Source organism: Streptomyces sp. MH60 (assembly GCF_002939385.1).
GTDB lineage: Bacteria > Actinomycetota > Actinomycetes > Streptomycetales > Streptomycetaceae > Streptomyces.
The window spans coordinates 19,617-41,417 of the sequence record NZ_MULI01000056.1; the positions used below are offsets into that span (position 1 = coordinate 19,617).

18 protein-coding genes are annotated in these 21,801 nt (G+C 72.3%); 12 read left to right on the top strand and 6 right to left on the bottom strand.

The annotated features are described in order from the left end of the window. Positions 1-14: 14 nt before the first annotated feature. The 5 genes from BZZ08_RS27465 to aroQ all read left to right on the top strand — a co-directional run bounded on the left by BZZ08_RS27465 (position 15) and on the right by aroQ (position 5,808). Positions 15-593, top strand: coding sequence for a TerD family protein (locus tag BZZ08_RS27465; protein WP_104634914.1), 579 nt, complete (start codon positions 15-17; stop codon positions 591-593). Between the two features lie 132 nt (positions 594-725). Next, positions 726-2,741, top strand: coding sequence for a TerD family protein (locus BZZ08_RS27470; protein ID WP_104634915.1), 2,016 nt, complete (start codon positions 726-728; stop codon positions 2,739-2,741). Positions 2,742-2,994: 253 nt separating this feature from the next. Then, a complete protein-coding gene (locus tag BZZ08_RS27475) occupies positions 2,995-3,996 on the top strand; it encodes a TerC/Alx family metal homeostasis membrane protein (RefSeq protein WP_104634916.1) in 1,002 nt (333 codons plus the stop codon). Positions 3,997-4,141: 145 nt separating this feature from the next. Then, positions 4,142-5,242: a calcium:proton antiporter gene (locus tag BZZ08_RS27480; protein ID WP_104634917.1), complete on the top strand. Its 1,101-nt coding sequence runs from the start codon at positions 4,142-4,144 to the stop codon at positions 5,240-5,242. Positions 5,243-5,334: 92 nt separating this feature from the next. Next, positions 5,335-5,808, top strand: a complete 474-nt coding sequence (aroQ, locus tag BZZ08_RS27485; RefSeq protein WP_104634918.1) for a type II 3-dehydroquinate dehydratase — start codon at positions 5,335-5,337, stop codon at positions 5,806-5,808. Positions 5,809-6,075: 267 nt separating this feature from the next. Here aroQ and BZZ08_RS27490 read toward each other — a convergent pair whose 3' ends face one another. Further along, complete coding sequence (locus BZZ08_RS27490; protein WP_104634919.1) at positions 6,076-6,732, bottom strand: MBL fold metallo-hydrolase; 657 nt, start codon at positions 6,730-6,732, stop codon at positions 6,076-6,078. Between the two features lie 50 nt (positions 6,733-6,782). Next, entirely contained in the window at positions 6,783-7,469 is a 687-nt protein-coding gene (locus BZZ08_RS27495; protein WP_104634920.1) for a maleylpyruvate isomerase family mycothiol-dependent enzyme, read from the bottom strand. A gap of 223 nt (positions 7,470-7,692) precedes the next feature. Between BZZ08_RS27495 and uvrA the strand changes: the two genes are divergently transcribed. Beyond that, complete coding sequence (gene uvrA / locus BZZ08_RS27500) at positions 7,693-10,752, top strand: excinuclease ABC subunit UvrA (RefSeq protein ID WP_104634934.1); 3,060 nt, start codon at positions 7,693-7,695, stop codon at positions 10,750-10,752. A 66-nt stretch (positions 10,753-10,818) separates the two neighbouring features. Here uvrA and BZZ08_RS27505 read toward each other — a convergent pair whose 3' ends face one another. After that, complete coding sequence (locus BZZ08_RS27505) at positions 10,819-11,379, bottom strand: YceI family protein (protein WP_104634935.1); 561 nt, start codon at positions 11,377-11,379, stop codon at positions 10,819-10,821. A 102-nt stretch (positions 11,380-11,481) separates the two neighbouring features. On the opposite strand from BZZ08_RS27505, the gene BZZ08_RS27510 reads away from it, so the two are divergent. Further along, positions 11,482-12,345, top strand: a complete 864-nt coding sequence (locus BZZ08_RS27510) for a helix-turn-helix domain-containing protein (RefSeq protein ID WP_104634921.1) — start codon at positions 11,482-11,484, stop codon at positions 12,343-12,345. Between the two features lie 103 nt (positions 12,346-12,448). Here BZZ08_RS27510 and BZZ08_RS27515 read toward each other — a convergent pair whose 3' ends face one another. Together BZZ08_RS27515 and BZZ08_RS27520 are read right to left on the bottom strand one after the other, a co-directional pair. After that, positions 12,449-13,357: a carbohydrate kinase family protein gene (locus BZZ08_RS27515; RefSeq protein ID WP_104634922.1), complete on the bottom strand. Its 909-nt coding sequence runs from the start codon at positions 13,355-13,357 to the stop codon at positions 12,449-12,451. After that, positions 13,354-14,439, bottom strand: a complete 1,086-nt coding sequence (locus tag BZZ08_RS27520; RefSeq protein WP_104634923.1) for a LacI family DNA-binding transcriptional regulator — start codon at positions 14,437-14,439, stop codon at positions 13,354-13,356. The genes BZZ08_RS27515 and BZZ08_RS27520 overlap by 4 nt, the downstream gene beginning before the upstream one ends. 261 nt (positions 14,440-14,700) lie before the next feature. Between BZZ08_RS27520 and BZZ08_RS27525 the strand changes: the two genes are divergently transcribed. Continuing rightward, the gene (locus BZZ08_RS27525) at positions 14,701-15,126 is read left to right on the top strand and encodes a Rieske (2Fe-2S) protein (RefSeq protein ID WP_104634924.1); all 426 of its coding nucleotides are present in this window, start codon (positions 14,701-14,703) and stop codon (positions 15,124-15,126) included. A 30-nt stretch (positions 15,127-15,156) separates the two neighbouring features. Here BZZ08_RS27525 and BZZ08_RS27530 read toward each other — a convergent pair whose 3' ends face one another. Continuing rightward, positions 15,157-16,107: a hypothetical protein gene (locus tag BZZ08_RS27530; protein WP_104634925.1), complete on the bottom strand. Its 951-nt coding sequence runs from the start codon at positions 16,105-16,107 to the stop codon at positions 15,157-15,159. 351 nt (positions 16,108-16,458) lie between these two features. Here BZZ08_RS27530 and uvrC point away from each other — a divergent pair, with 351 nt between their 5' ends. The 4 genes from uvrC to whiA are packed head-to-tail and all read left to right on the top strand — an operon-like array spanning position 16,459 to position 21,683. Then, entirely contained in the window at positions 16,459-18,591 is a 2,133-nt protein-coding gene (gene uvrC / locus BZZ08_RS27535) for an excinuclease ABC subunit UvrC (RefSeq protein ID WP_104634926.1), read from the top strand. Next, positions 18,588-19,604: an RNase adapter RapZ gene (rapZ, locus tag BZZ08_RS27540; RefSeq protein ID WP_104634927.1), complete on the top strand. Its 1,017-nt coding sequence runs from the start codon at positions 18,588-18,590 to the stop codon at positions 19,602-19,604. Before uvrC ends, rapZ begins: the two co-directional genes overlap by 4 nt. 7 nt (positions 19,605-19,611) lie before the next feature. Beyond that, a complete protein-coding gene (locus tag BZZ08_RS27545) occupies positions 19,612-20,703 on the top strand; it encodes a gluconeogenesis factor YvcK family protein (protein WP_104634928.1) in 1,092 nt (363 codons plus the stop codon). Further along, on the top strand, positions 20,694-21,683 hold the full coding sequence (whiA, locus tag BZZ08_RS27550) for a DNA-binding protein WhiA (RefSeq protein WP_030185801.1): 990 nt from the start codon (positions 20,694-20,696) through the stop codon (positions 21,681-21,683). The genes BZZ08_RS27545 and whiA overlap by 10 nt, the downstream gene beginning before the upstream one ends. Positions 21,684-21,801: the final 118 nt, after the last annotated feature.

Here is a 21,801-nt window from a genome sequence, read left to right on the forward strand (position 1 = left end):
GAGGGGATCAGCGCGTGACCGTCAATATGACCAAGGGTCAGGCCATCAGTCTGCAGAAGAGCGACGGCGCCAGCCTGACGTCGGTGCGCATGGGTCTCGGCTGGCAGGCGGCCCCCCGGCGCGGCCTGTTCGGTTCGCGCACCCGGGAGATCGACCTGGACGCCTCCGCGGTCCTCTTCGCGGACAAGCAGCCGGTCGACGTCGTCTTCTTCCGTCACCTGGTGAGCGACGACGGCTCCGTGCGCCACACCGGGGACAACCTCGTCGGCGGTGTCGGCCAGGGCGGCGACGACGAGGCGATCCTCGTCGACCTGCAGCGCGTTCCGGTCCACATCGACCAGATCGTCTTCACGGTGAACTCCTTCACCGGCCAGACCTTCCAGGAAGTGCAGAACGCCTTCTGCCGCCTGGTCGACGAGACCAACGGCCAGGAGCTCGCCCGCTACACGCTGGCCGGCGGCGGGGCCTTCACCGCCCAGATCATGGCCAAGGTGAACCGCGTGGGCCAGGGCTGGGCGATGACCGCCATCGGCACCCCGGCCAACGGCCGCACCTTCCAGGACCTGATGCCGGCGATCCTGCCGGTCCTGTAGCGGCCGCAGCAGCTGACCTGCGGGAATCCGGCCCGCAGCCGTCCGACACCAACGGCCGGTCCCGCTCGCGGGACCGGCCGGGCCCGCATGACGTCTCGCGGGTGCCACACGAATGACACAGGGGGAAAGGCGATGACGGCCGAGCTGACGCGGGGACAGAACCACCCGCTGCCCCGGGCTCGTCTCGAGATCCGGATCTCGGCCGGCACGCCGGTCGTGGCCGGGGCCACACTCGGCGACGAGAACGGCACCATCCACGGCGTCGAACGGGTGGTCCACCCGGGCGCGCCCACCCTGCCGGGCCTCGAGGTCTCCCGGCAGGCCGCCGCCGACCACCGCCTCGCGGTGGACCTGGACGCCGTGCCCGACGCGGTGCACCGCGTCAGCGTGCTGCTCGCCCTGCCCGTCGGCGGGAGCGGCCCGGCCCGGTTCGGGGCCGTCGCGGCCCCCTTCGTCGCCGTCACCGACCTCGACGGCGACGAGGTCGCCAGCTACACCATCACCGGCCTGGAGGCCGAGACCGCCGTCGTCGCCCTGGAGCTCTACCGGCGCCAGGGCGCCTGGAAGGTCCGCGCCGTCGGCCAGGGCTACGCGGGCGGGCTCGCCGAGCTTCTCGCCGACCAGAAGCTGTCCCAGGCCCACCAGCTCGCGGCGAGCATCCACGAGGCGGTGGCGAGCGGGCTGGCCCGTTCGATACCCGCCCCTCCGGCCGCCGCCCCGGCGCACCGCCCGGACCACGGCACCGCGCCGCGGACAGGCCCCGGCGCTCCCGTTCCGCCGGCGTCTCCGTACGACCCCCGGGGCGCTTCCGCTCCCGGCCCGCAGACACCCGGGGCGCCGGGACGGACCGGGGGACCACAGCCGTACCCGGGCGGGCCGGGGGAGCCCGCCACCACCGGCCAGCCGTCCGCGCCCAGCGCAGGCGGCCCGGTCGACTACAGCCACCCGCGCCGGCAGAACGCGGCGCCGCCCCCGCCACCGCCGGCCGCGCCCCCGGCCGAACCCGGTCAGCCGGCCCGGCCCGTCGCGGGTGACGCCACCGGCTGGTCCATGGAGGAGCGGCTCTACAACCAGGTGTGGGGCATGTTCGAGGACCTGGCCCGCACCACGGCCGCCTACCGCAGCGCCGTCGACTTCGCCGAATCCCGCATGGAGAAGGAGCTCGACCAGGTCCTGTCCGATCCCCGCAGCCGGATCGGCGGGCAGGGCGATGCCGCCCGGGAGGAGGCGCGCTCCCGGCACGGCCGGCTGGTGTCCCAGGCCCGGGAGGTGCTGGACCGGGACGTCGCCCAGCTCGTCGCCGAGGCCGAGGTCGTCGAGCCCGCCCTGCCGGCGGCCTTCGCACGCTGGGACAACCCCGTCTGGCACGCCTACCGAGTCCCCATGGAGATCCCGATGGCTTTGCGGCTGGGCGATCTCCATCTGCCGGAGGCCGACCGCATACGCATCCCGATGCTGATCCGGCTGCCGCTCGAGCGCGGTCTGTGGATCGACAGCGGGCGCTCCGCCTCGCTCGACGGTTCGTTCGCCGACTCCCACGAGATGCGGCGTCTGGGCCTGGAGACGGCCGTCGCCCACGCGGCCCGGCTGCTCGCCGTCTACCCGGCGGGCGAGTTCACCGTGCACGTCATCGACCCGGCCGGATCCGGGGCGCAGGCCCTGGCGCCGCTGGTGCGGAGCGGGGTGCTCGCCGCGCCGCCCGCCCAGGGCGCCGCGGGGGCGGCGGACGTGCTGGCCCGTCTCACCCAGCGCGTCGACCTGGTCCAGATGGCGTTGCGCGGAGGTGCTCCGGACGCGCTCCCGCCCGGCCTCGACACCTCGCAGCAACTGCTGGTCGTCAACGACTTCCCCCACGGCTTCGACGACCGGGCCGTCAACCAGCTGCGCTACCTCGCCGACGAGGGACCGGCCGTCGGCGTCCACCTGATGATGGTCGCCGACCGCGAGGAGTCCGCCGGGTTCGGACCGCTGCTCGACCCGTTGTGGCGCTCGTTGCTGCGGCTGACGCCGGTGGCCGACGACCACCTCGCCGACCCGTGGGTCGGGCACGCCTGGACGTACGAGCCCCCGCTCGTGCCGCCCGGCAGCCAGGTGCTCCAGCAGGTGCTCGCCCAGGTCGCCGCCGCCCGCCGCTCATGGGACCGGTGACCACGTCCGAACTGGGCTTTTGAGCTTTATTTGCAAAACTCTTTACCTTCTCTTGGGTATTGGGGTACTGTCGTCCGTACGGAGGGGAGTACTCCCTGTCTGTGCGGCGTACCCGTCAATACGGATCAGGCCAGATCCCGGGGCGTCGGCCCGTGGTTCCGGGCGCATCACGCGTCCCGGACTCCTCGGGTGGAAGAGACCTCCGGCAGCGACGACGCTGACATCTGCCGTGTGACGTACTGCCGGAGGCGTAGTGGAAGTTTCGGTGACCCTGTGGGTCCTGACCATCGTGGGCCTTGCCGCCCTTATCGCGGTCGATTTCTTCATCGGCCGCAAACCGCACGACGTATCGATCAAGGAAGCCGGCATCTGGACCGGCGTCTGGATCGCCTTGGCGGGCCTCTTCGGGCTCGGCCTGCTCCTCTTCGGGGGCGGTGAACCCGCCGGCGAGTTCTTCGCGGGCTTCATCACCGAGAAGTCGCTGAGCGTGGACAACCTCTTCGTCTTCGTCCTGATCATGGCGAAGTTCGCGGTGCCCTCGCAGTACCAGCAGCGGGTTCTGCTCATCGGTGTCCTCATAGCCCTGGTCCTGAGGGCCATCTTCATCGCCGCGGGCGCCGCGATCCTCGCCAGCTTCGCCTGGGTCTTCTACATCTTCGGTGCGTTCCTCATCTACACCGCCTGGAAGCTCATCCAGGAGGCCCGGGCCGACGAGGAGGACGAGGAGTTCGAGGAGAACAAGCTCCTCAAGGCCGCCGAGCGACGCTTCGGGGTCGCCGACCGATACCACGGCACCAAGCTGTGGATCGAGGAGAACGGCAAGCGGATCATGACCCCGATGCTGGTCGTGATGCTCGCCATCGGCACCACCGATGTGCTCTTCGCGCTCGACTCCATCCCGGCGATCTTCGGTCTGACGCAGGACCCGTACATCGTGTTCACGGCCAACGCGTTCGCCCTGATGGGCCTGCGACAGCTGTACTTCCTCATCGGCGGGCTGCTGAAGAAGCTGGTCCACCTGTCCTACGGCCTGTCCGTGATCCTGGGCTTCATCGGCGTCAAGCTGGTGCTGCACGCCCTGCACGAGTCCGGCGTCCACGTTCCGGAGATCAGCATCCCGGTCTCCCTCGGCGTGATCTGCTCCGTCCTGATCGTCACCACGATCACCAGCCTCCGCGCCTCGAAGAAGCAGGCCGAGGCGGACGCGGCGGCCGCCGGGAGCGGCGAGGCATCGAAGGACAGCGTCGAGGCCTGACCCACCCGGACCCGGGAGCGGCGAACGGCTGGAGCCGTTCGCCGCTCCCCGCATGTCCGGCGGGGGCGTTGGGCCCGCGGGCGCGGTCGGTGAGGGCCCGGAGACCCGGAATGCGGCACCCGTCGCCCTCTGCGACGATCACCGCATGGTCACCGGTCCCAGGGCGTTCCTCGCACGGTGGACGACCGTCACGCCCGTGATCGCGGTCGTACTGCTGGCCTTCACCTGGGGCCGCCCGCTGCCCGGCGCGATCGTCGGGCTGCTCACGATCGTCCTGGCGGCGTCCGTCCTGGCCGCCGTGCACCATGCCGAGGTCGTCGCCCACCGGGTCGGCGAGCCCTTCGGCTCCCTGGTCCTCGCCATCGCGGTCACGGTCATCGAGGTGGCGCTCATCGTGACCCTGATGGCGGACGGCGGCGACAAGAGCGCGACCCTGGCCCGGGACACGGTCTTCGCGGCCGTCATGATCACCTGCAACGGGGTCGTCGGCCTCAGCCTCCTGGTCGCCTCCCTGCGCCACGGGATCGCGGTGTTCAACCCGGAGGGCACCGGCGCCGCCCTCGCGACGGTGGCGACGCTGGCCACCCTCAGCCTGGTCCTGCCGACCTTCACCACCAGCGCGCCCGGCCCGGAGTTCTCCACCGTGCAGCTGACCTTCGCGGCGCTGTCCTCGCTGGTCCTCTACGGGCTGTTCATCGCGACCCTGACCGTGCGGCACCGCGACTACTTCCTGCCGATCACCCGGCAGGGCGAAGTGATCACGGCCGAGGAACACGCCCACGCACCGTCCTCGCGCACGGCCCTGATCAGCCTCGGGATGCTGGGCCTGGCCCTGATCGGGGTCGTCGGCCTCGCCAAGGGGGTGTCGCCGACCATCGAGGACGGGGTGGCGGCCGCCGGACTCCACCACGCCGTCGTCGGCGTCATCATCGCCTTGCTGGTCCTGCTCCCCGAGACCATCGCCGCGGTGCGTTCCGCGCGCCGCGACCGGGTGCAGACCAGCCTGAACCTGGCGCTCGGTTCGGCCATGGCCAGCATCGGCCTGACCATCCCCGCCGTCGCCCTCGCCTCCGTGTGGCTCAGCGGACCGCTGGTCCTCGGCCTCAGCTCCATCCACATGGTGCTGCTCGCCCTGACCGTGGTGGTGGCCTCCCTGACGGTCGTGCCGGGCCGGGCCACGCCCTTGCAGGGAGGCGTCCACCTGGTGCTGTTCGCCGCGTACCTGGAACTGGCCGTCAACCCGTAGGCCGGGGCCGGGCCGTCGGCGCAGCGTGATACACCGGGGACCGAGCGGCGGCCGCGCACGGGCCGCCGCACCCCTCACGGACCGGAGGAACCGTGCCCCGCACCCTGGCCAACGCCCCGATCATGATCCTTAACGGGCCCAACCTGAACCTGCTCGGCCAGCGCCAGCCCGAGATCTACGGCTCCGACACCCTCGCCGACGTCGAGGCGCTGTGCGTGAAGGCGGCGGCCGCGCACGGCGGCACGGTGGACTTCCGGCAGTCCAACCATGAGGGCGAACTGGTCGACTGGATCCACGAGGCCCGCTTGAACCACTGCGGGATCGTGATCAACCCCGCCGCCTACTCGCACACGTCCGTCGCCATCCTGGACGCGCTCAACACGTGCGACGGGCTGCCGGTGGTGGAGGTCCACATCTCCAACATCCACCAGCGTGAGCCGTTCCGGCACCACTCCTACGTCTCGCAGCGCGCCGACGGAGTCGTCGCGGGGTGCGGCGTGCAGGGGTACGTCTTCGGCGTGGAGCGGATCGCGGCCCTGGCCCGAGCGGGCTCGGCCCAGGCCTGAGGCGCCGGGCCTGAGGCGCCGGGCCCGAGGCGCCGGGCCCGAGGCGCCGGGACTGATGCGCCGGGGCCGCCGGCCGGGGGGCGGGGATCGGGAGGCCGGCGGCCCGTGCCGCCCAGGAGCCGTCGTTCCTGTGCGGGGCTGCCACCAGTCGACCGCGCCGCACCGGTGCGCGGGGAGCGCGCGCGGACCGCGGATGTGTGCGAACGCTTCACACGGGGTGCGTACGCAGGTGCGAGGGCGCGGGTCCGCGGCCGACGCGCCCTGCCGTCACCAGCCGCGCGCCCGCCATTCCGGCAGGTGCGGCCGCTCCGCGCCGAGCGACGTGTCGTTGCCGTGCCCGGGGTAGACCCATGTCTCGTCCGGGAGCGCGGCGAAGACCTTGGTCTCCACGTCGTGGATGAGGCTGGCGAACGCCTTCGGGTCCTTGTGGGTGTTGCCCACACCGCCCGGGAAGAGACAGTCCCCGGTGAACACATGCGGATGTCCGTGCGGGTCGTCGTAGACCAGGACGATGGAGCCCGGTGTGTGCCCGACGAGATGGCGTGCGGTGAGCTCCACCTGACCCACCCGGATCGTGTCGCCGTCGTCGACCAGGACATCGGTCGGCACCGGGATGCCCTCGGCGTCGTGCCGGCCGGCGTGGGTGCGGGCGCCGGTGGCCGCGACGACCTCGGCGAGGGCCTGCCAGTGGTCGGCGTGCCGGTGGGTGGTGACGACGGACGCGATGCCGTCGTCACCGATCGTGCCGAGCAGGGTGTGCGCGTCGTTGGCGGCGTCGATCAGCAGTTGCTCGTCGGTGGCCCGGCAACGCAGCAGATAGGCGTTGTTGTCCATCGGGCCGACCGCGACCTTGGTGATCATCAGGTCCTTGAGCTCGTGCACGTCGGCGGGTCCGCCGACCGTCACCTCTCCGCAGTACGTCATGGCCACCAGCCTATCGCCGGGGGACCGTCCGCAGGCCGCCCCCCGCCCGCCTACAGGGGAGGCAGCGCCGGCAGCGGACCGCCCTCCACCCCGAGCGTCGAGCCCTCACGGCGACCGGCGAGCCAGCCGAGCAGATCGGCCGGGGGGCCGGTGACGGTCACTTCGGCGGCGCCCGCCTCCCGTCCGGTGCGCCACGCGCGCGTGCCGTCCGTGAGCCGGGTCGGCGGCACCTCGGGGTGACCGGCGAACCGGGCGGCGAGGAAGTCGGTCTCCCGCTCGGTGAACTCCGCCGGAAGGTCCTCCAGCTCGTAGCCGATGCCCAGGTCCACGTGGTGCAGCTCCACCTCGGCCCACCGCCGGAACGGCACCCTGGAGGCCGAGTCCGTGATCCCGTTGCGCAGCTCCACGGTGCGCGACCAGTCCGCGGGGGCGGCCGAGACGTCCTGGAACCGGGCCGCGCTCTCGCGCACGTCCGCGAGGTGCGCGTCGAGGGGGCGCGGGGCGTCCCGTTCGATGTCGGCGTCCCGGGCCTCGCCCGAGACGTACATGGGGCGTCCTTCGAGGACGTTCACGAGGGCGTCGGCGTTGCGGGCGAGATGGGCGAGGACGTGGCCGCGACTCCAGCCGGGAAGCCGTGACGACTCCGTCACGGACGCGTTGTCCAGTTTCCCGACCGCGGTGAGCAGCCGCTCGGTCGCGTCACGTACAGACGCCAGGTCATGCGCGTGATCAATCATGCTGCCGACCCTAGACCGCGCCACACCTTCGGGTGAAGGTGGTGGACGACCCCCGCAATTCGAATGCACGTGCTATAAGGTCGACAGTGGCGTCGGGCATGCTGGGAAGTCGGGGTTTGTTGACAACTGGTGAATCCGACCGGCGTTGTCAGTGGCTCCCCCTAGTCTGAGAAGGACGGGGGCCTCGCCCCTGTCACTTCTCTCAAGAAAGGTGCGGACCGGCGTGGCCGACCGTCTCATCGTCCGTGGCGCGCGCGAGCACAACCTGAAGAACGTCTCGCTCGACCTGCCTCGTGACTCGCTCATCGTCTTCACGGGCCTGTCCGGGTCGGGCAAGTCCTCCCTGGCCTTCGACACGATCTTCGCCGAGGGCCAGCGGCGCTACGTGGAGTCGCTCTCCTCCTACGCCCGGCAGTTCCTCGGCCAGATGGACAAGCCGGACGTGGACTTCATCGAGGGCCTCTCCCCGGCGGTCTCCATCGACCAGAAGTCGACCTCGCGCAATCCGCGCTCGACGGTCGGCACCATCACCGAGGTCTACGACTACCTGCGCCTGCTCTTCGCCCGCATCGGCAAGCCGCACTGCCCCGAGTGCGGGCGCCCGATCTCGCGCCAGTCGCCGCAGGCCATCGTGGACAAGGTCCTGGAGCTGCCGGAGGGCAGCCGCTTCCAGGTGCTGTCGCCGCTGGTGCGCGAGCGCAAGGGCGAGTTCGTCGACCTCTTCGCCGACCTCCAGACCAAGGGCTACTCCCGCGCGCGGGTGGACGGCGAGACCGTCCAGCTGTCCAACCCGCCCACGCTGAAGAAGCAGGAGAAGCACACCATCGAGGTGGTCGTCGACCGCCTCACGGTGAAGGACTCCGCCAAGCGGCGCCTCACCGACTCCGTGGAGACCGCGCTCGGCCTGTCCGGCGGCATGGTCGTGCTCGACTTCGTCGACCTCCCCGAGGGCGACCCCGAGCGCGAGCGCATGTACTCGGAGCACCTGTACTGCCCGTACGACGACCTGTCCTTCGAGGAGCTGGAGCCCCGCTCCTTCTCCTTCAACTCGCCCTTCGGCGCCTGCCCCGACTGCTCCGGCATCGGCACGCGCATGGAGGTCGACCCGGAGCTGATCGTCCCCGACGAGGACAAGTCCCTCGACGAGGGCGCCATCCACCCCTGGTCGCACGGACACACCAAGGACTACTTCGGCCGCCTGATCGGCGCCCTCGCGGACGCGCTCGGCTTCCGTACGGACATCCCCTTCGCGGGTCTGCCGCTGCGTGCCCGCAAAGCTCTGCTGTACGGCCACAAGACCCAGGTCGAGGTCCGCTACCGCAACCGGTACGGACGCGAGCGCCGGTACACCACGGCCTTCGAGGGTGCGATCCCCTTCGTCAAGCGCCGGCACAGCGAGGCGGAGAGCGACGCCAGCCGCGAGCGCTTCGAGGGCTACATGCGCGAGGTGCCCTGCCCCACCTGTGAGGGCACGCGGCTCAAGCCGCTCGTCCTGGCGGTCACCGTCATGGGCAAGTCGATCGCCGAGGTCTCGGCGATGTCGATCAGCGACTGCGCGGACTTCCTGGGCCGGCTGACGCTCAACGCCCGGGACAAGAAGATCGCCGAGCGCGTGCTGAAGGAGGTCAACGAACGGCTGCGGTTCCTGGTCGACGTCGGCCTGGACTACCTCTCGCTGAACCGCGCGGCGGGCACCCTCTCCGGCGGCGAGGCCCAGCGCATCCGGCTGGCCACCCAGATCGGCTCCGGACTCGTCGGCGTGCTGTACGTCCTCGACGAGCCGTCCATCGGCCTGCACCAGCGCGACAACCACCGGCTGATCGAGACCCTCGTCCGGCTGCGGGACATGGGCAACACGCTCATCGTCGTCGAGCACGACGAGGACACCATCAAGGTCGCCGACTGGATCGTCGACATCGGCCCCGGCGCCGGTGAGCACGGCGGCAAGGTGGTGCACAGCGGGTCGGTCAAGGAGCTGCTCGACAACGCCGAGTCGCAGACCGGCCTGTACCTGTCCGGGCGGAAGGCCATCCCGCTGCCCGACATCAGGCGCCCGCACGACCCCTCCCGGCGGCTGACCGTGCACGGCGCCCGGGAGAACAACCTCCAGGACATCGACGTGTCCTTCCCGCTGGGCGTCTTCACGGCCGTCACCGGCGTCTCGGGTTCCGGCAAGTCGACGCTGGTCAACGACATCCTGTACACCCACCTGGCCCGTGAACTGAACGGCGCGCGGAACGTCCCGGGCAGGCACACGCGCGTGGAGGGCGACGACCTCGTCGACAAGGTCGTCCACGTCGACCAGTCGCCCATCGGCCGCACCCCGCGGTCGAACCCGGCGACGTACACCGGCGTCTTCGACCACATCCGCAAGCTGTTCGCGGAGACGACGGAGGCGAAGGTGCGGGGCTACCTGCCCGGCCGCTTCTCCTTCAACGTCAAGGGCGGCCGCTGCGAGAACTGCGCGGGCGACGGCACGATCAAGATCGAGATGAACTTCCTCCCGGACGTCTACGTCCCGTGCGAGGTCTGCCACGGCGCCCGGTACAACCGGGAGACCCTGGAGGTCCACTACAAGGGCAAGTCCATCGCAGACGTCCTGAACATGCCGATCGAGGAGGCGACCGACTTCTTCGAGGCGGTCCCCGCCATCTCCCGGCACATGAAGACCCTGAAGGACGTCGGCCTCGGCTACGTCCGGCTCGGCCAGTCCGCCACCACCCTGTCCGGCGGTGAGGCCCAGCGCGTCAAGCTCGCCAGCGAGCTGCAGCGCCGCTCCACCGGGCGCACGGTCTACGTCCTGGACGAGCCGACCACCGGTCTGCACTTCGAGGACATCAGCAAGCTGCTGACGGTCCTCGGCGGCCTGGTCGACAAGGGCAACACGGTCATCGTCATCGAGCACAACCTGGACGTGATCAAGACCGCCGACTGGGTGGTCGACATGGGCCCCGAGGGTGGCGCCGGCGGTGGCCTGGTGGTCGCCGAGGGCACGCCCGAGCAGGTCGCGGGCGTCCCCGCCAGCCACACCGGCAAGTTCCTGCGCGACGTCCTCGGCGCCGACCGGGTCAGCGACGCGCCCGCGGTGACCAGGCCGCGCAAGGCGGCGAAGACGGTCGCGACCAAGGCCACCGCCAAGAAGACCGCCACCAAGACGGTCCCGGGCACGGCCGCCAAGAAGGCGACGGCCAAGAAGGCGGCCGCCACCAAGACGGCCAAGACGACGGCCAAGAAGGCCGCCAAGCCCGCCGCGAAGAAGACCACGCGGACGAGCAAGGCCTGAGTCCGGACGGCGCCGGGCCCCACGGGATCTTCCGTGGGGCCCGGCGCCGTTCGCAGGGCCCGGCGCTCAGTCGCCGGCCGGCTCCACGAACTGCATGTCGAGCTGGATCTTCACGACCTCTCCGAGCAGCCCCGGCGCAAAGTCCAGCCCGTAGTCGCTGCGCCGGATCTCACCCGTCGCCTCGAACCCGGCGTGCCGGCCGGCGCCCTCCATCGGGACGTCCACCAGCCCGCCGAACTCCACGGCGAGCGTCACGGGACGGGTCACGTCGCCGATCGTCAGCTCGCCGTCCATGGTCCAGTCCTCGCCCGCGCCCGAAACCCGGGTCGAGCGGAAGGTCATCGTCGGCCGCTTCTCCACGTCGAGCAGGTCGGAGGCGCGTACGTGCGCGTCCCGGTCGGCGTTCCCGGTGTCGATGGAGGCCAGGTCGATCGTCGCGGACACCCGGGTCTCCTCGGCGGTCCGACCGACGTGGAGCTCGGTGTCGAACCCGGTGAAGCGGCCGCGGACCTTCGCGATGCCGAGATGGCGGATGGTGAAGTTCACCGAGGAGTGGAACGGGTCGAGGGCCCACGCACCGGAAGCGATGGGCAGGGGAGCGGCGGGGGTGCGGGTGTCGTTCGTCATGCCGTCCACCGTGCGGGCCGAGCGCTCACGAAGGGAGACCGGCCCGAGCGTGGTAGTGGCAGGGCCACCCTTTCGCGCGTGCGCGTTGGTACGTTCCCTGACGTGAGCGACAACGAGTTGGGCACGTTCCTGCGGAGGATGCGCGAGTCCGTCACCCCGGCCGAGGTGGGACTCCCGGCCGGCACCCGCCGCCGTACCCCGGGCCTGCGCCGCGCCGAACTGGCCACGCTCGCCGGCGTCAGCGTCGAGTACCTCACCCGGCTGGAACAGGGGCGCGACCGCAATCCGTCCGTCCAGGTGCTCGGCGCCCTCGCCGACGCGCTGAAGCTGTCCCTGCGGGAGCGGATGCTGCTGCGCCGCCTGACCAAGGAGGCCGACGGCGGCGACCCGCTGCTCTGTGCCGCGGCCCCGCCGCGCAGCAGCGGTGTGCGGCCCACCGTGCGGGCCGTACTGGACCGGCTGGAGCCCGCCCCCGCCGTGGTGCTCGACTGGATCGGCGACATCCTCGCCCACACCGGCGGCTACGCCCGGCTGACCGGCCCGATCGGACTGCTGGACGGCGAGCGGCCCAACCTGCTGCGCCACCTGTTCACCGACGCGCGTGCGCGCGTCGCCTACCCCGACTGGGACCGGATGGCCGACGACCTGGTCGCCCAGCTCCGGCACGAGGCCCCGCTGCGGGACCCGGAGGTGAAGGACCTCGCCGACGAGCTGACGCTGACGGCCGGGGCGGCCTTCGCCGACCGGTTCTCCGACCTCGGAGCGGCGGCCCGGCGGGTCGGCACCCAGCTCATGGAGCACCCCGAGGCCGGACCGCTGCGGCTGCTCCACGAGACGCTGTCGCTGCCCGAGGAAGGCCGGCGGATCGTCGTGTACCTGCCCGCGGACGACGCCACGGCCGCCGCCCTGGACCGTCTGAACGGCCGCCGCCCCGGCGCTCTGCGGGCCGTACGCCGGGCGGTCTGACCACCTCGGACCGAAGCCGGAGCCGGAGCCGGAGCCGAAGCCGAAGCCGGAGCCGAAGCCGCGGCCTGTGCCGACATCGGCTCCGCCCCGGTCCCGGCTCCCGTCAGACGGCGACCTCGTGGGCGTACGGCGGTTCCGCGCCCGCACGGGAACAGGTGACCGCCGCCGCGTGGGCGGCGAAGCCCAGCAGCCCCGCCCAGCCGTCAGGGCCCAGGGAGGCCACGGCCGCGTCACCGAGGGCGTCCCGTGCCGCGAGGCCGTGCAGGAGCGCCGCGTTCACCGTGTCGCCCGCGCCGATCGTGTCCACCACCTCGACGGGCTCGCCCGGCACCGTGTACTCGCCCCCGCCCCGGGTGAACGCCGTCAGGCCGTCGCCGCCCCGGGTGACCACGACCGCCGCCGGTCCCGCCGCGAGCCACTCACGGGGTGTGCCGCCGAGCCACTCGGCGTCCTCGGCGGACAGCTTCAGCAGCGACACCGACGGCAGCCAGCTCTTGAACCGGGCCCGGTAGGCGTCCGGGTCCGGGATCAGCCCGGCCCGGATGTTCGGGTCCAGGGCCGTGAACACGCCCCGCGCGGCCGTCTCGCGCAGCAGTTCCTCGTACGCGCTCGCGCCCGGCTCCAGCACCAGGGAACAGGTCCCGAAGGAGACGGCCCGGGTGCCGGGCGGCAGACCGGCGGGCAGCGCGAACAGCCGGTCGGCCGTCCCGTCCACGTAGAAGGAGTACGCGGCCGAGCCGTGCGCGTCGAGCGAGGCGACGGCAAGAGTGGTCGGCTCGGCCCCGCGCTGCACCGGCGAGACGTCCACGCCGGTCTCGCGCAGCCGGTCGAGCAGCGCCTCGCCGAAGGCGTCGTACGACACCCGGGAGCAGAACGCGGTGGGCGAGCCGAGGCGGCCCAGTGCGACGGCCGTGTTGTACGGGCCGCCGCCGAGCGCGGGCCGCAGGGCGGCGAGGGCGCCCGTGCCCTGCGGTACCAGGTCGATCAGTGCCTCACCGGCGACGACGATCACGGGAGGGTCCTTTCGTGGGCTTTGGCGTGGGCTTGTCCGGACTGCGCGGAGAGCGGTGCGGGCTGCTCGGCGCAGCCGCAGGAGTCGCGGTGGACGAAGGCGCAGGGCAGCCGCAGGGTCCGCGCGGGCCGGTCCGGTGCGGCGAGCCGTTCGAGGAGCAGCAGGACGGCCCGCACCCCGATGTCCCTGCTGGGCTGGGCGACGGCGGTGAGCCGGGGCGAGAAGAGGTCCGCCCAGGCGAAGTCGTCGAAGCAGCACAGCGCGAGGTCGCCGGGCACGGACAGACCCCGGTCCCGCAGGGCGCGCAGGGCGCCGATGGTCATCGCGTTGTTGGCGGTGACCAGCGCGGTGGGCGGCACCGCCAGGGAGAGCAGGTCCGCCGTGGCCCGTTCGCCGCCGGCCGCCTCGGAGTCGCCGTGCACCAGCAGCCGCTCGTCGAAGGGCAGCCCGGCGGCGGCGAGGCCGTGCCGGTATCCGGTGATCCGTTCCCGGGTGCTGTTGAGCCCCGGCCGGCCCGCGACCAGGCCGATCCGGCGGTGTCCCAGCCCGGCGAGATGGCCCACCAGCCGGGTCGTCGGCTCGGCGCTCTCGGCGCAGACCTGGTCGAAGCGCGGGGCGTCCTCGCCCTCCGGCACGTCGACGATCCGGTCGAGGAACACGGCCGGCACCCGGTGGCGCGTGAGGTAGGCGACGAGATCCCGGGGCTCGGCGGAGGGCGCGACGATCATGCCGTCCACCCGCCGCTCGTGCAGCAGCTGGACCACCTTGCGTTCGTGCCCGGGGTCGTCGTGCGGATCGGCGATGAGCAGGCTGTATCCGTGCTCCAGGGCACTGGCCTCGACGCCCTGGAGGATCTCCGTGAAGTACGGGTTGCTGATCGCCGACACCGCGAGTCCGATGGAGCGGGTGCGAGAGGTCACCAGGGAACGGGCCAGGGTGTTCGCGGTGTAGCCCAGCTCCTCCACGGCGTCCAGCACCGCCCGGCGGGTGTGCGGCAGCACCGGGCGGGTCTCGTTGAGCACGTGCGAGACGGTCGCCACGGACACCCCGGCGCTCCGTGCGACATCGGCCATGGTCGCCACCGGCGTCCCCCTTCGCGTGCGGTCGGGCCGTGGCCGGACCGTACCCCATGTCCCGGGGTCGCGTAAACGCTTGCGCAAGCGTTTACGCGGCCTCACTGGAGACCTCACCGAAGACCCCGCCGCAGACCTTCGCGCCCGGGCCACCCGCCCCGCGGGATGTCCCGCGTCGCCGGATATCGTCGCCCTGCACCCGCACGCCACACCCGCACGCCCCGCCCCGCCCCGCCCCAGCCCCTGCCCGTCCCGACCAGTGGAGATCCCATGTCCGGCCGTCCCGCCCCGAGCCGCCGTACCGTCCTGCGTTCGGCGGCCGCCACGCCCTTCGTCGGCCTCGGCCTGGCCGCCTGCTCCCCGGGCGACGACGGTGCCGCGCCGACCAAGCCGACCGCGCCCGTGGACCTCGGCCCGGACGGGGAGGTCGCCAAGGGCGCGACCAAGCTCTTCCCGGACGGCAACGTGGTGGTCAGCCGGGCCGCGGACGGTTCCCTGAAGGCGTTCAGCACGGTGTGCACGCACGCGGGGTGCCCCATCAAGAAGCTGGAGGGGACCAAGCTCGTCTGCGGTTGCCACGGCAGCGAGTTCGACGCCCGCACCGGTGAGGTGCTGCACGCCCCGGCGACCGTGCCGCTCGTCGAACTGCCCGTCGAGGTGAAGCAGGGCCGGATCGTCGCGAGCCCGGGGACCTGACCGGCAGGGGGCGGCGTGCTCCCGGGCGTCCTACTCCCAGTCCCAGCCGATCCCCAGCATCCCCGACCTGACCCGCGGCTCCACGAGGTGCACCGAGTGGTGCCGTCCGCTGAGCACCAGCTCCTGCCGGCCGCCGCGCGGGGCCGCCGGGGAGTGCTGCGTGAACCGGTGGCAGCGCACCGGCAGGGCCGCGACGTCGAACCGCACCTGGAGCGCGTACTGCCCGCCCGCCGTGCCGAGCCCGCGGACGTACTCGCGGGACACACCGGCCGTGCCGTCCTCGACGCCGTAGCGGAAGAGGTGGGTGTCGCCCGCCCGCAGCCGGGTGTCGAAGAGCAGCTCCGTCACGAGGACACCCGTCTCGTCGTGGGTGCGGACGCGTCCCGTGCGGCAGTTCTCCAGCGCGTGGACGGCCATCCGCGCGGGGACGCATCCCGGATCGCCGTAATGGACGGCGACGAAGCGGTCGACGCCGTCGCGGTGGGCGCGGACGATGAGGTGCGACTCGCGTTCCGCCAGCTCACGGCCGGACCCGATCCGGATTCGTTCGTGGTGCCCGAGGGTGTGCACCCCGCCGTCCGGCACCAGGTGCCCCAGCTCGGCCAGCAGCCGGTCCAGGACGCCCGAGGCCGCCAGGTGGGCACGGTAGGAGCGGCCCGCGGGCCGTCGGTCCGCGGTCTCCGCGTCGGCCTCGGAGAGCAGGCGTATCAGCGACTCCTCGGGCAACTGGAGTATCTCCTCCAGAGCCCGCACGGCGCGCAGGGACTCCGGGCGCTGCGGACGCCGGGCGCCCTGCTGCCAGTAGCTCAGACTCGTGACGCCCACCTTCACCCCGTGGCGCGACAGGTGGTGCTGCACGCGCTGCAACGGCAGTCCGCGGGCGGCGATCGCCGCCCGCAGGGCGACGTGGAAGGGGCCACCGCGCAGGGCCGAGTCGAGTTGCGCGGTGGCGACGTCCGCGTGCTGTGTGGCGTGCGGCATGCAGGGGCCCTTCTGTGAAGTTCACGACGGCTGGTCAGACCGTCGACACGGATCGGCCGGGGCCGCCCGCCCCCGTCGCGGCGCAGAGGTCTTCACATCCGTACGCCGCGCTTCAGGGCCCCGAGTCCCCCCGCATTGAAGCGTGTTGGCCTAGTCCCGACAACACCTGGCGCCCGACCGTCGTGCGCTCCTGGCCGAGAACGCACGGGCCCGCCGTCCCGGGGGCCACGGGGCGTGACCGACCGGCCCCGCACCGTCCTCACCGCCCTTCGCCGCGGGCTGTCCACAGGGGCCCGGCCCGTCGTCCACAGCCCCGCCGAAGTGTCGGTCCGCGCCAGTAGGGTGTGAGTCATGGCCGACCCCTCCAGCTACCGCCCCAGGCCGGGAGAGATCCCGGACTCCCCGGGGGTGTACAGGTTCCGTGACGAGCACCGCCGGGTGATCTACGTCGGAAAGGCGAAGAGCCTGCGCCAGCGCCTGGCGAACTACTTCCAGGACCTGGCGAACCTGCACCCGCGCACCCGCACCATGGTCACGACGGCCGCGTCCGTGGAATGGACGGTGGTGTCCACGGAGGTCGAGGCGCTGCAGCTGGAGTACTCCTGGATCAAGGAGTACGACCCCCGGTTCAACGTCAAGTACCGCGACGACAAGAGCTACCCGTACCTCGCGGTGACGATGAACGAGGAGTTCCCGCGCGTCCAGGTGATGCGCGGCCAGAAGAAGAAGGGCGTGCGCTACTTCGGGCCGTACGGGCACGCCTGGGCGATCCGCGACACGGTCGACCTGCTGCTGCGCGTCTTCCCGGTGCGCACCTGCTCCGCGGGCGTCTTCAAGAACGCCGCCCGCACCGGCCGCCCCTGTCTGCTCGGCTACATCGGCAAGTGCTCGGCGCCCTGCGTCGGCCGCATCACCCCCGACGACCACTGGGACCTGGCCGACGAGTTCTGCGACTTCATGGCCGGCCGCACCGGTACCTACCTGCGCCGCCTGGAGCGGCAGATGGCCGAGGCGGCCGAGGACATGGAGTACGAGCGGGCGGCGCGCCTGCGGGACGACATCGGGGCCCTCAAGAAGGCCATGGAGAAGAGCGCGGTGGTGCTCGCCGACGCCACCGACGCCGACCTGATCGCCGTCGCCGAGGACGAGCTGGAGGCGGCCGTCCAGATCTTCCACGTGCGCGGCGGACGCGTGCGCGGTCAGCGCGGCTGGGTCACCGACAAGGTCGAGGAGGTCACCACCGGCGCCCTCGTCGAGCACGCCCTCCAGCAGCTGTACGGTGAGGAGAGCGGCGACGCCGTCCCCAAGGAGGTCCTGGTCCCCGCGCTGCCCGACCCGGTGGAGCCCGTCCAGCAGTGGCTGACCGAGCGGCGCGGGTCGGGAGTGTCGCTGCGCATCCCGCAGCGCGGCGACAAGAAGGCGCTGATGGAGACCGTCCAGCGCAACGCCCAGCAGGCCCTCGTCCTGCACAAGACCAAGCGCGCCTCCGACCTCACGACGCGCTCGCGCGCGCTGGAGGAGATCGCCGAGGCCCTCGACCTCGACAGCGCCCCGCTGCGGATCGAGTGCTACGACATCTCCCACCTCCAGGGCGACGACGTCGTGGCCTCCATGGTCGTCTTCGAGGACGGGCTGGCCCGGAAGAGCGAATACCGGCGGTTCCAGATCAAGGGCTTCGAGGGACAGGACGACGTCCGTTCCATGCACGAGGTCATCACCCGCCGCTTCCGCCGCTACCTCGCCGAGAAGGAGAAGACCGGCGAGTGGGCGGACGGCGAGGGACTGACCGACGGCGACCGGCAGGCGGACGGCGCGGACGGCGTGGGCGGTGCGGGCGCCGCGGATGACGCCGCGGCACTCACGGACGGCCCCGCGCTCAAGGACGACGACGGCCGGCCCAAGCGGTTCGCCTACCCGCCGCAGCTCGTCGTCGTCGACGGCGGGCAGCCGCAGGTCGCGGCCGCCCAGCGGGCGCTGGACGAACTGGGCATCGACGACATCGCCGTGTGCGGTCTCGCCAAGCGGCTGGAGGAGGTCTGGCTGCCCCGCGAGGACGACCCGGTCGTCCTGCCCCGCACCAGCGAGGGCCTCTACCTGCTGCAACGGGTCCGCGACGAGGCCCACCGCTTCGCGATCACCTACCAGCGTGCCAAGCGCGCCAAGCGATTCCGCTCCAGTCCGCTGGACGACGTGCCCGGTCTGGGGGAGACCCGCAAACAGGCGCTGATCAAGCACTTCGGTTCGGTGAAGAAGCTGCGGTCGGCGACGATCGACCAGATCTGCGAGGTGCCCGGCATAGGCCGCAAGACGGCCGAGACCGTCGCCGTGGCCCTCGCCCGGGCCACCCCGGCCGCGCCCGCCGTGAACACGGCGACCGGAGAGATCATGGATGAGGACGACGGGGCACCCGAGACGACGGCGGATGCCCCGGGGGAGCCCGTGTCCGCGGGCACCCCGGACGAACGACGGGGGCAGGAGAGATGACCGAGCACGAGGCACGGCCCGCAGCGGGACGAGAACAGACACAGCCCGCGACGGGACGAGAACCGACCGGGCACACAGCCGAACGGGAACAGACCCGCGACGACGGAGCACAGGTGAGTACGGGCAAGGAAACAGCCGGGGCGCACGAGGCGGCCATCCCCGAACTGGTGATCATCTCCGGCATGTCCGGGGCCGGCCGCTCGACGGCCGCCAAGTGCCTGGAGGACCTCGGCTGGTTCGTCGTCGACAACCTGCCGCCCGCGCTGATCCCCACCATGGTGGAGCTCGGCGCCCGCTCCCAGGGCAACGTGGCCCGCATCGCGGTGGTCGTCGACGTCCGCGGCCGGCGCTTCTTCGACAATCTGCGCGAGTCCCTCGCGGACCTCGACGCCCGCGGCGTCACCCGCCGGATCGTCTTCCTGGAGTCCTCGGACGACGCCCTGGTGCGCCGCTTCGAGTCGGTGCGCCGCCCGCACCCCCTCCAGGGCGACGGCCGGATCGTCGACGGCATCGCCGCCGAGCGCGCGCTCCTGCGCGAGCTGCGCGGCGACGCCGACCTGGTGATCGACACCTCCAGCCTGAACGTCCACGAGCTGCGCGCCAAGATGGACGCCCAGTTCGCCGGCGAGGAGGAGCCCGAGCTGCGGGCCACGGTGATGTCCTTCGGCTTCAAGTACGGCCTCCCGGTCGACGCCGACCTCGTCGTCGACATGCGCTTCCTGCCCAACCCGCACTGGGTCCCGGAGCTGCGCCCCTTCACCGGCCTCAACGAGGAGGTGTCGAGCTACGTCCTCAACCAGCCCGGGGCCAAGGAGTTCCTCGACCGCTATGCCGAGCTGCTCCAGCTGATCGCCGCGGGCTACCGTCGGGAGGGCAAGCGCTATGTGACCGTCGCCGTCGGCTGCACCGGCGGCAAGCACCGGTCCGTGGCCATGTCGGAGAAGCTCGCCGCCCGGCTCGCCGCCGAGGGCGTGGAGACGGTGGTCGTCCACCGGGACATGGGACGGGAATGACAGGGGAATGACAGGACGTACTCCGCGGCTGAGCAGGCTGCGCCGGGTGGTGCCCGAGGGACGCGGCGGCAGACCCGCGGACGCCCGGGCCGCCCGGCCCGAACAGGCGCGCGGCGGCAAGCCGCGCCGCCGGGGCGCCCAGCCCAAGGTCGTCGCGCTGGGCGGCGGCATGGGTCTGTCCGCCTCGCTCGCCGCGCTGCGCCGGATCACCGGCGACCTCACCGCCGTCGTCACCGTCGCCGACGACGGCGGCTCCAGCGGACGCCTGCGCGACGAGCTGGGCGTCCTGCCGCCCGGCGACCTGCGCAAGGCGCTGGCCGCGCTGTGCGGCGACGACGACTGGGGCCAGACCTGGGCCCGCGTCATCCAGCACCGCTTCCAGTCCCAGGGCGACCTGCACGAACACGCGGTCGGCAATCTGCTGATCGTCGCCCTGTGGGAGCAGCTCGGCGACCACGTCCAGGCGCTGGACCTGGTAGGCAAGCTGCTAGGCGCGCACGGGCGGGTGCTGCCCATGTCCGCCGTCCCGCTGGAGCTCCAGGCCCTGGTCAGGGGCCACGACCCGGAGCGGCCCGACGCGGTGGACACCGTACGGGGGCAGGCGACCGTGGCGCTCACCCCCGGCGAGGTGCAGTCCGTGCACCTGGTGCCCAGCGACCCGCCGGCCGTCCACGAGGCGGTCGACGCCGTCCTGGACGCCGACTGGGTGGTGCTCGGCCCCGGCTCCTGGTTCTCCTCGGTCATTCCGCACCTGCTCGTGCCGGATCTGCTGGACGCGCTGGTCGAGACGAAGGCGCGCCGGGTGCTCTCGCTGAACCTCGCCCCGCAGCCCGGAGAAACTGAGGGCTTCTCCCCGCAGCGTCATTTGGAGGTTTTGGGACGACACGCCCCTAAACTCGCCCTGGACGTGGTGCTGGCCGACGAGGCCGCCGTGCCCGACCGTGACTCGCTCACCGACGCCGCGAAACGGTTCGGCGCCGCGGTCGAACTGGCTCCGGTCGCCCGGACCGACGGGACCCCGAGGCACGACCCGGAGCTGCTGGCCGCCGCGTACGACCGTATTTTTCGGATGCATGGAAGGATCGGCCCATGGCGATGACGGCAGCGGTGAAGAGCGAGATCTCCCAGCTCCCCGTCACCCGGACCTGCTGCAGAAAGGCGGAGGTCTCCGCCGTCCTGCGGTTCGCCGGCGGCCTCCACCTGGTGAGCGGACGCATCGTGATCGAGGCGGAGCTGGACACCGGGAACGCGGCGCGACGGCTCAAGCGGGACATCCTGGAGATCTTCGGGCACAGCTCGGAGCTGATCGTGATGGCTCCGGGCGGGCTGCGCCGCGGTTCGCGTTTCGTCGTCCGGGTGGTCGCGGGCGGTGACCAGCTGGCCCGGCAGACCGGCCTCGTGGACGGCCGGGGACGCCCGATCCGGGGCCTGCCGCCGCAGGTGGTCTCGGGCGCCACCTGCGACGCCGAGGCCGCCTGGCGCGGGGCCTTCCTGGCACACGGCTCGCTGACCGAGCCCGGCCGCTCCTCCTCCCTGGAGGTGACCTGCCCGGGCCCCGAGGCGGCGCTCGCCCTGGTCGGCGCCGCCCGCAGGCTGTCGATCCCCGCCAAGGCCCGCGAGGTGCGCGGCGTGGACCGGGTCGTGGTCCGCGACGGCGACGCGATCGGCGCCCTGCTCACCCGGCTCGGCGCCCACGACTCGGTGCTGGCCTGGGAGGAGCGCAGGCTGCGGCGGGAGGTCCGCGCCACCGCCAACCGGCTCGCCAACTTCGACGACGCCAACCTGCGCCGCTCCGCCCGCGCGGCCGTCGCCGCGGGCGCCCGGGTGCAGCGCGCCCTGGAGATCCTCGCCGACGACGTGCCCGAGCACCTCGCCGCCGCGGGGCGCCTGCGCATGGAGCACAAGCAGGCTTCCTTGGAGGAGCTGGGCGCCCTCGCCGACCCGCCGCTGACCAAGGACGCCGTCGCCGGACGCATCCGCCGCCTGCTGGCCATGGCCGACAAGCGGGCCTCGGACCTCGGCATCGCCGGTACGGACGCCAACCTCGGCGAGGAGCTGGCCGACAACCTGGTCGGCTGACCTGACCGGCAGGACCGCCAACGAGCCGGTGCCGACACCCACTTGGGTGACCGGCACCGGCTTTCGCGTGTCCTTGCCGCACCCTTGACTCGATCATGAGCTGTCATGAGCCTGGCAT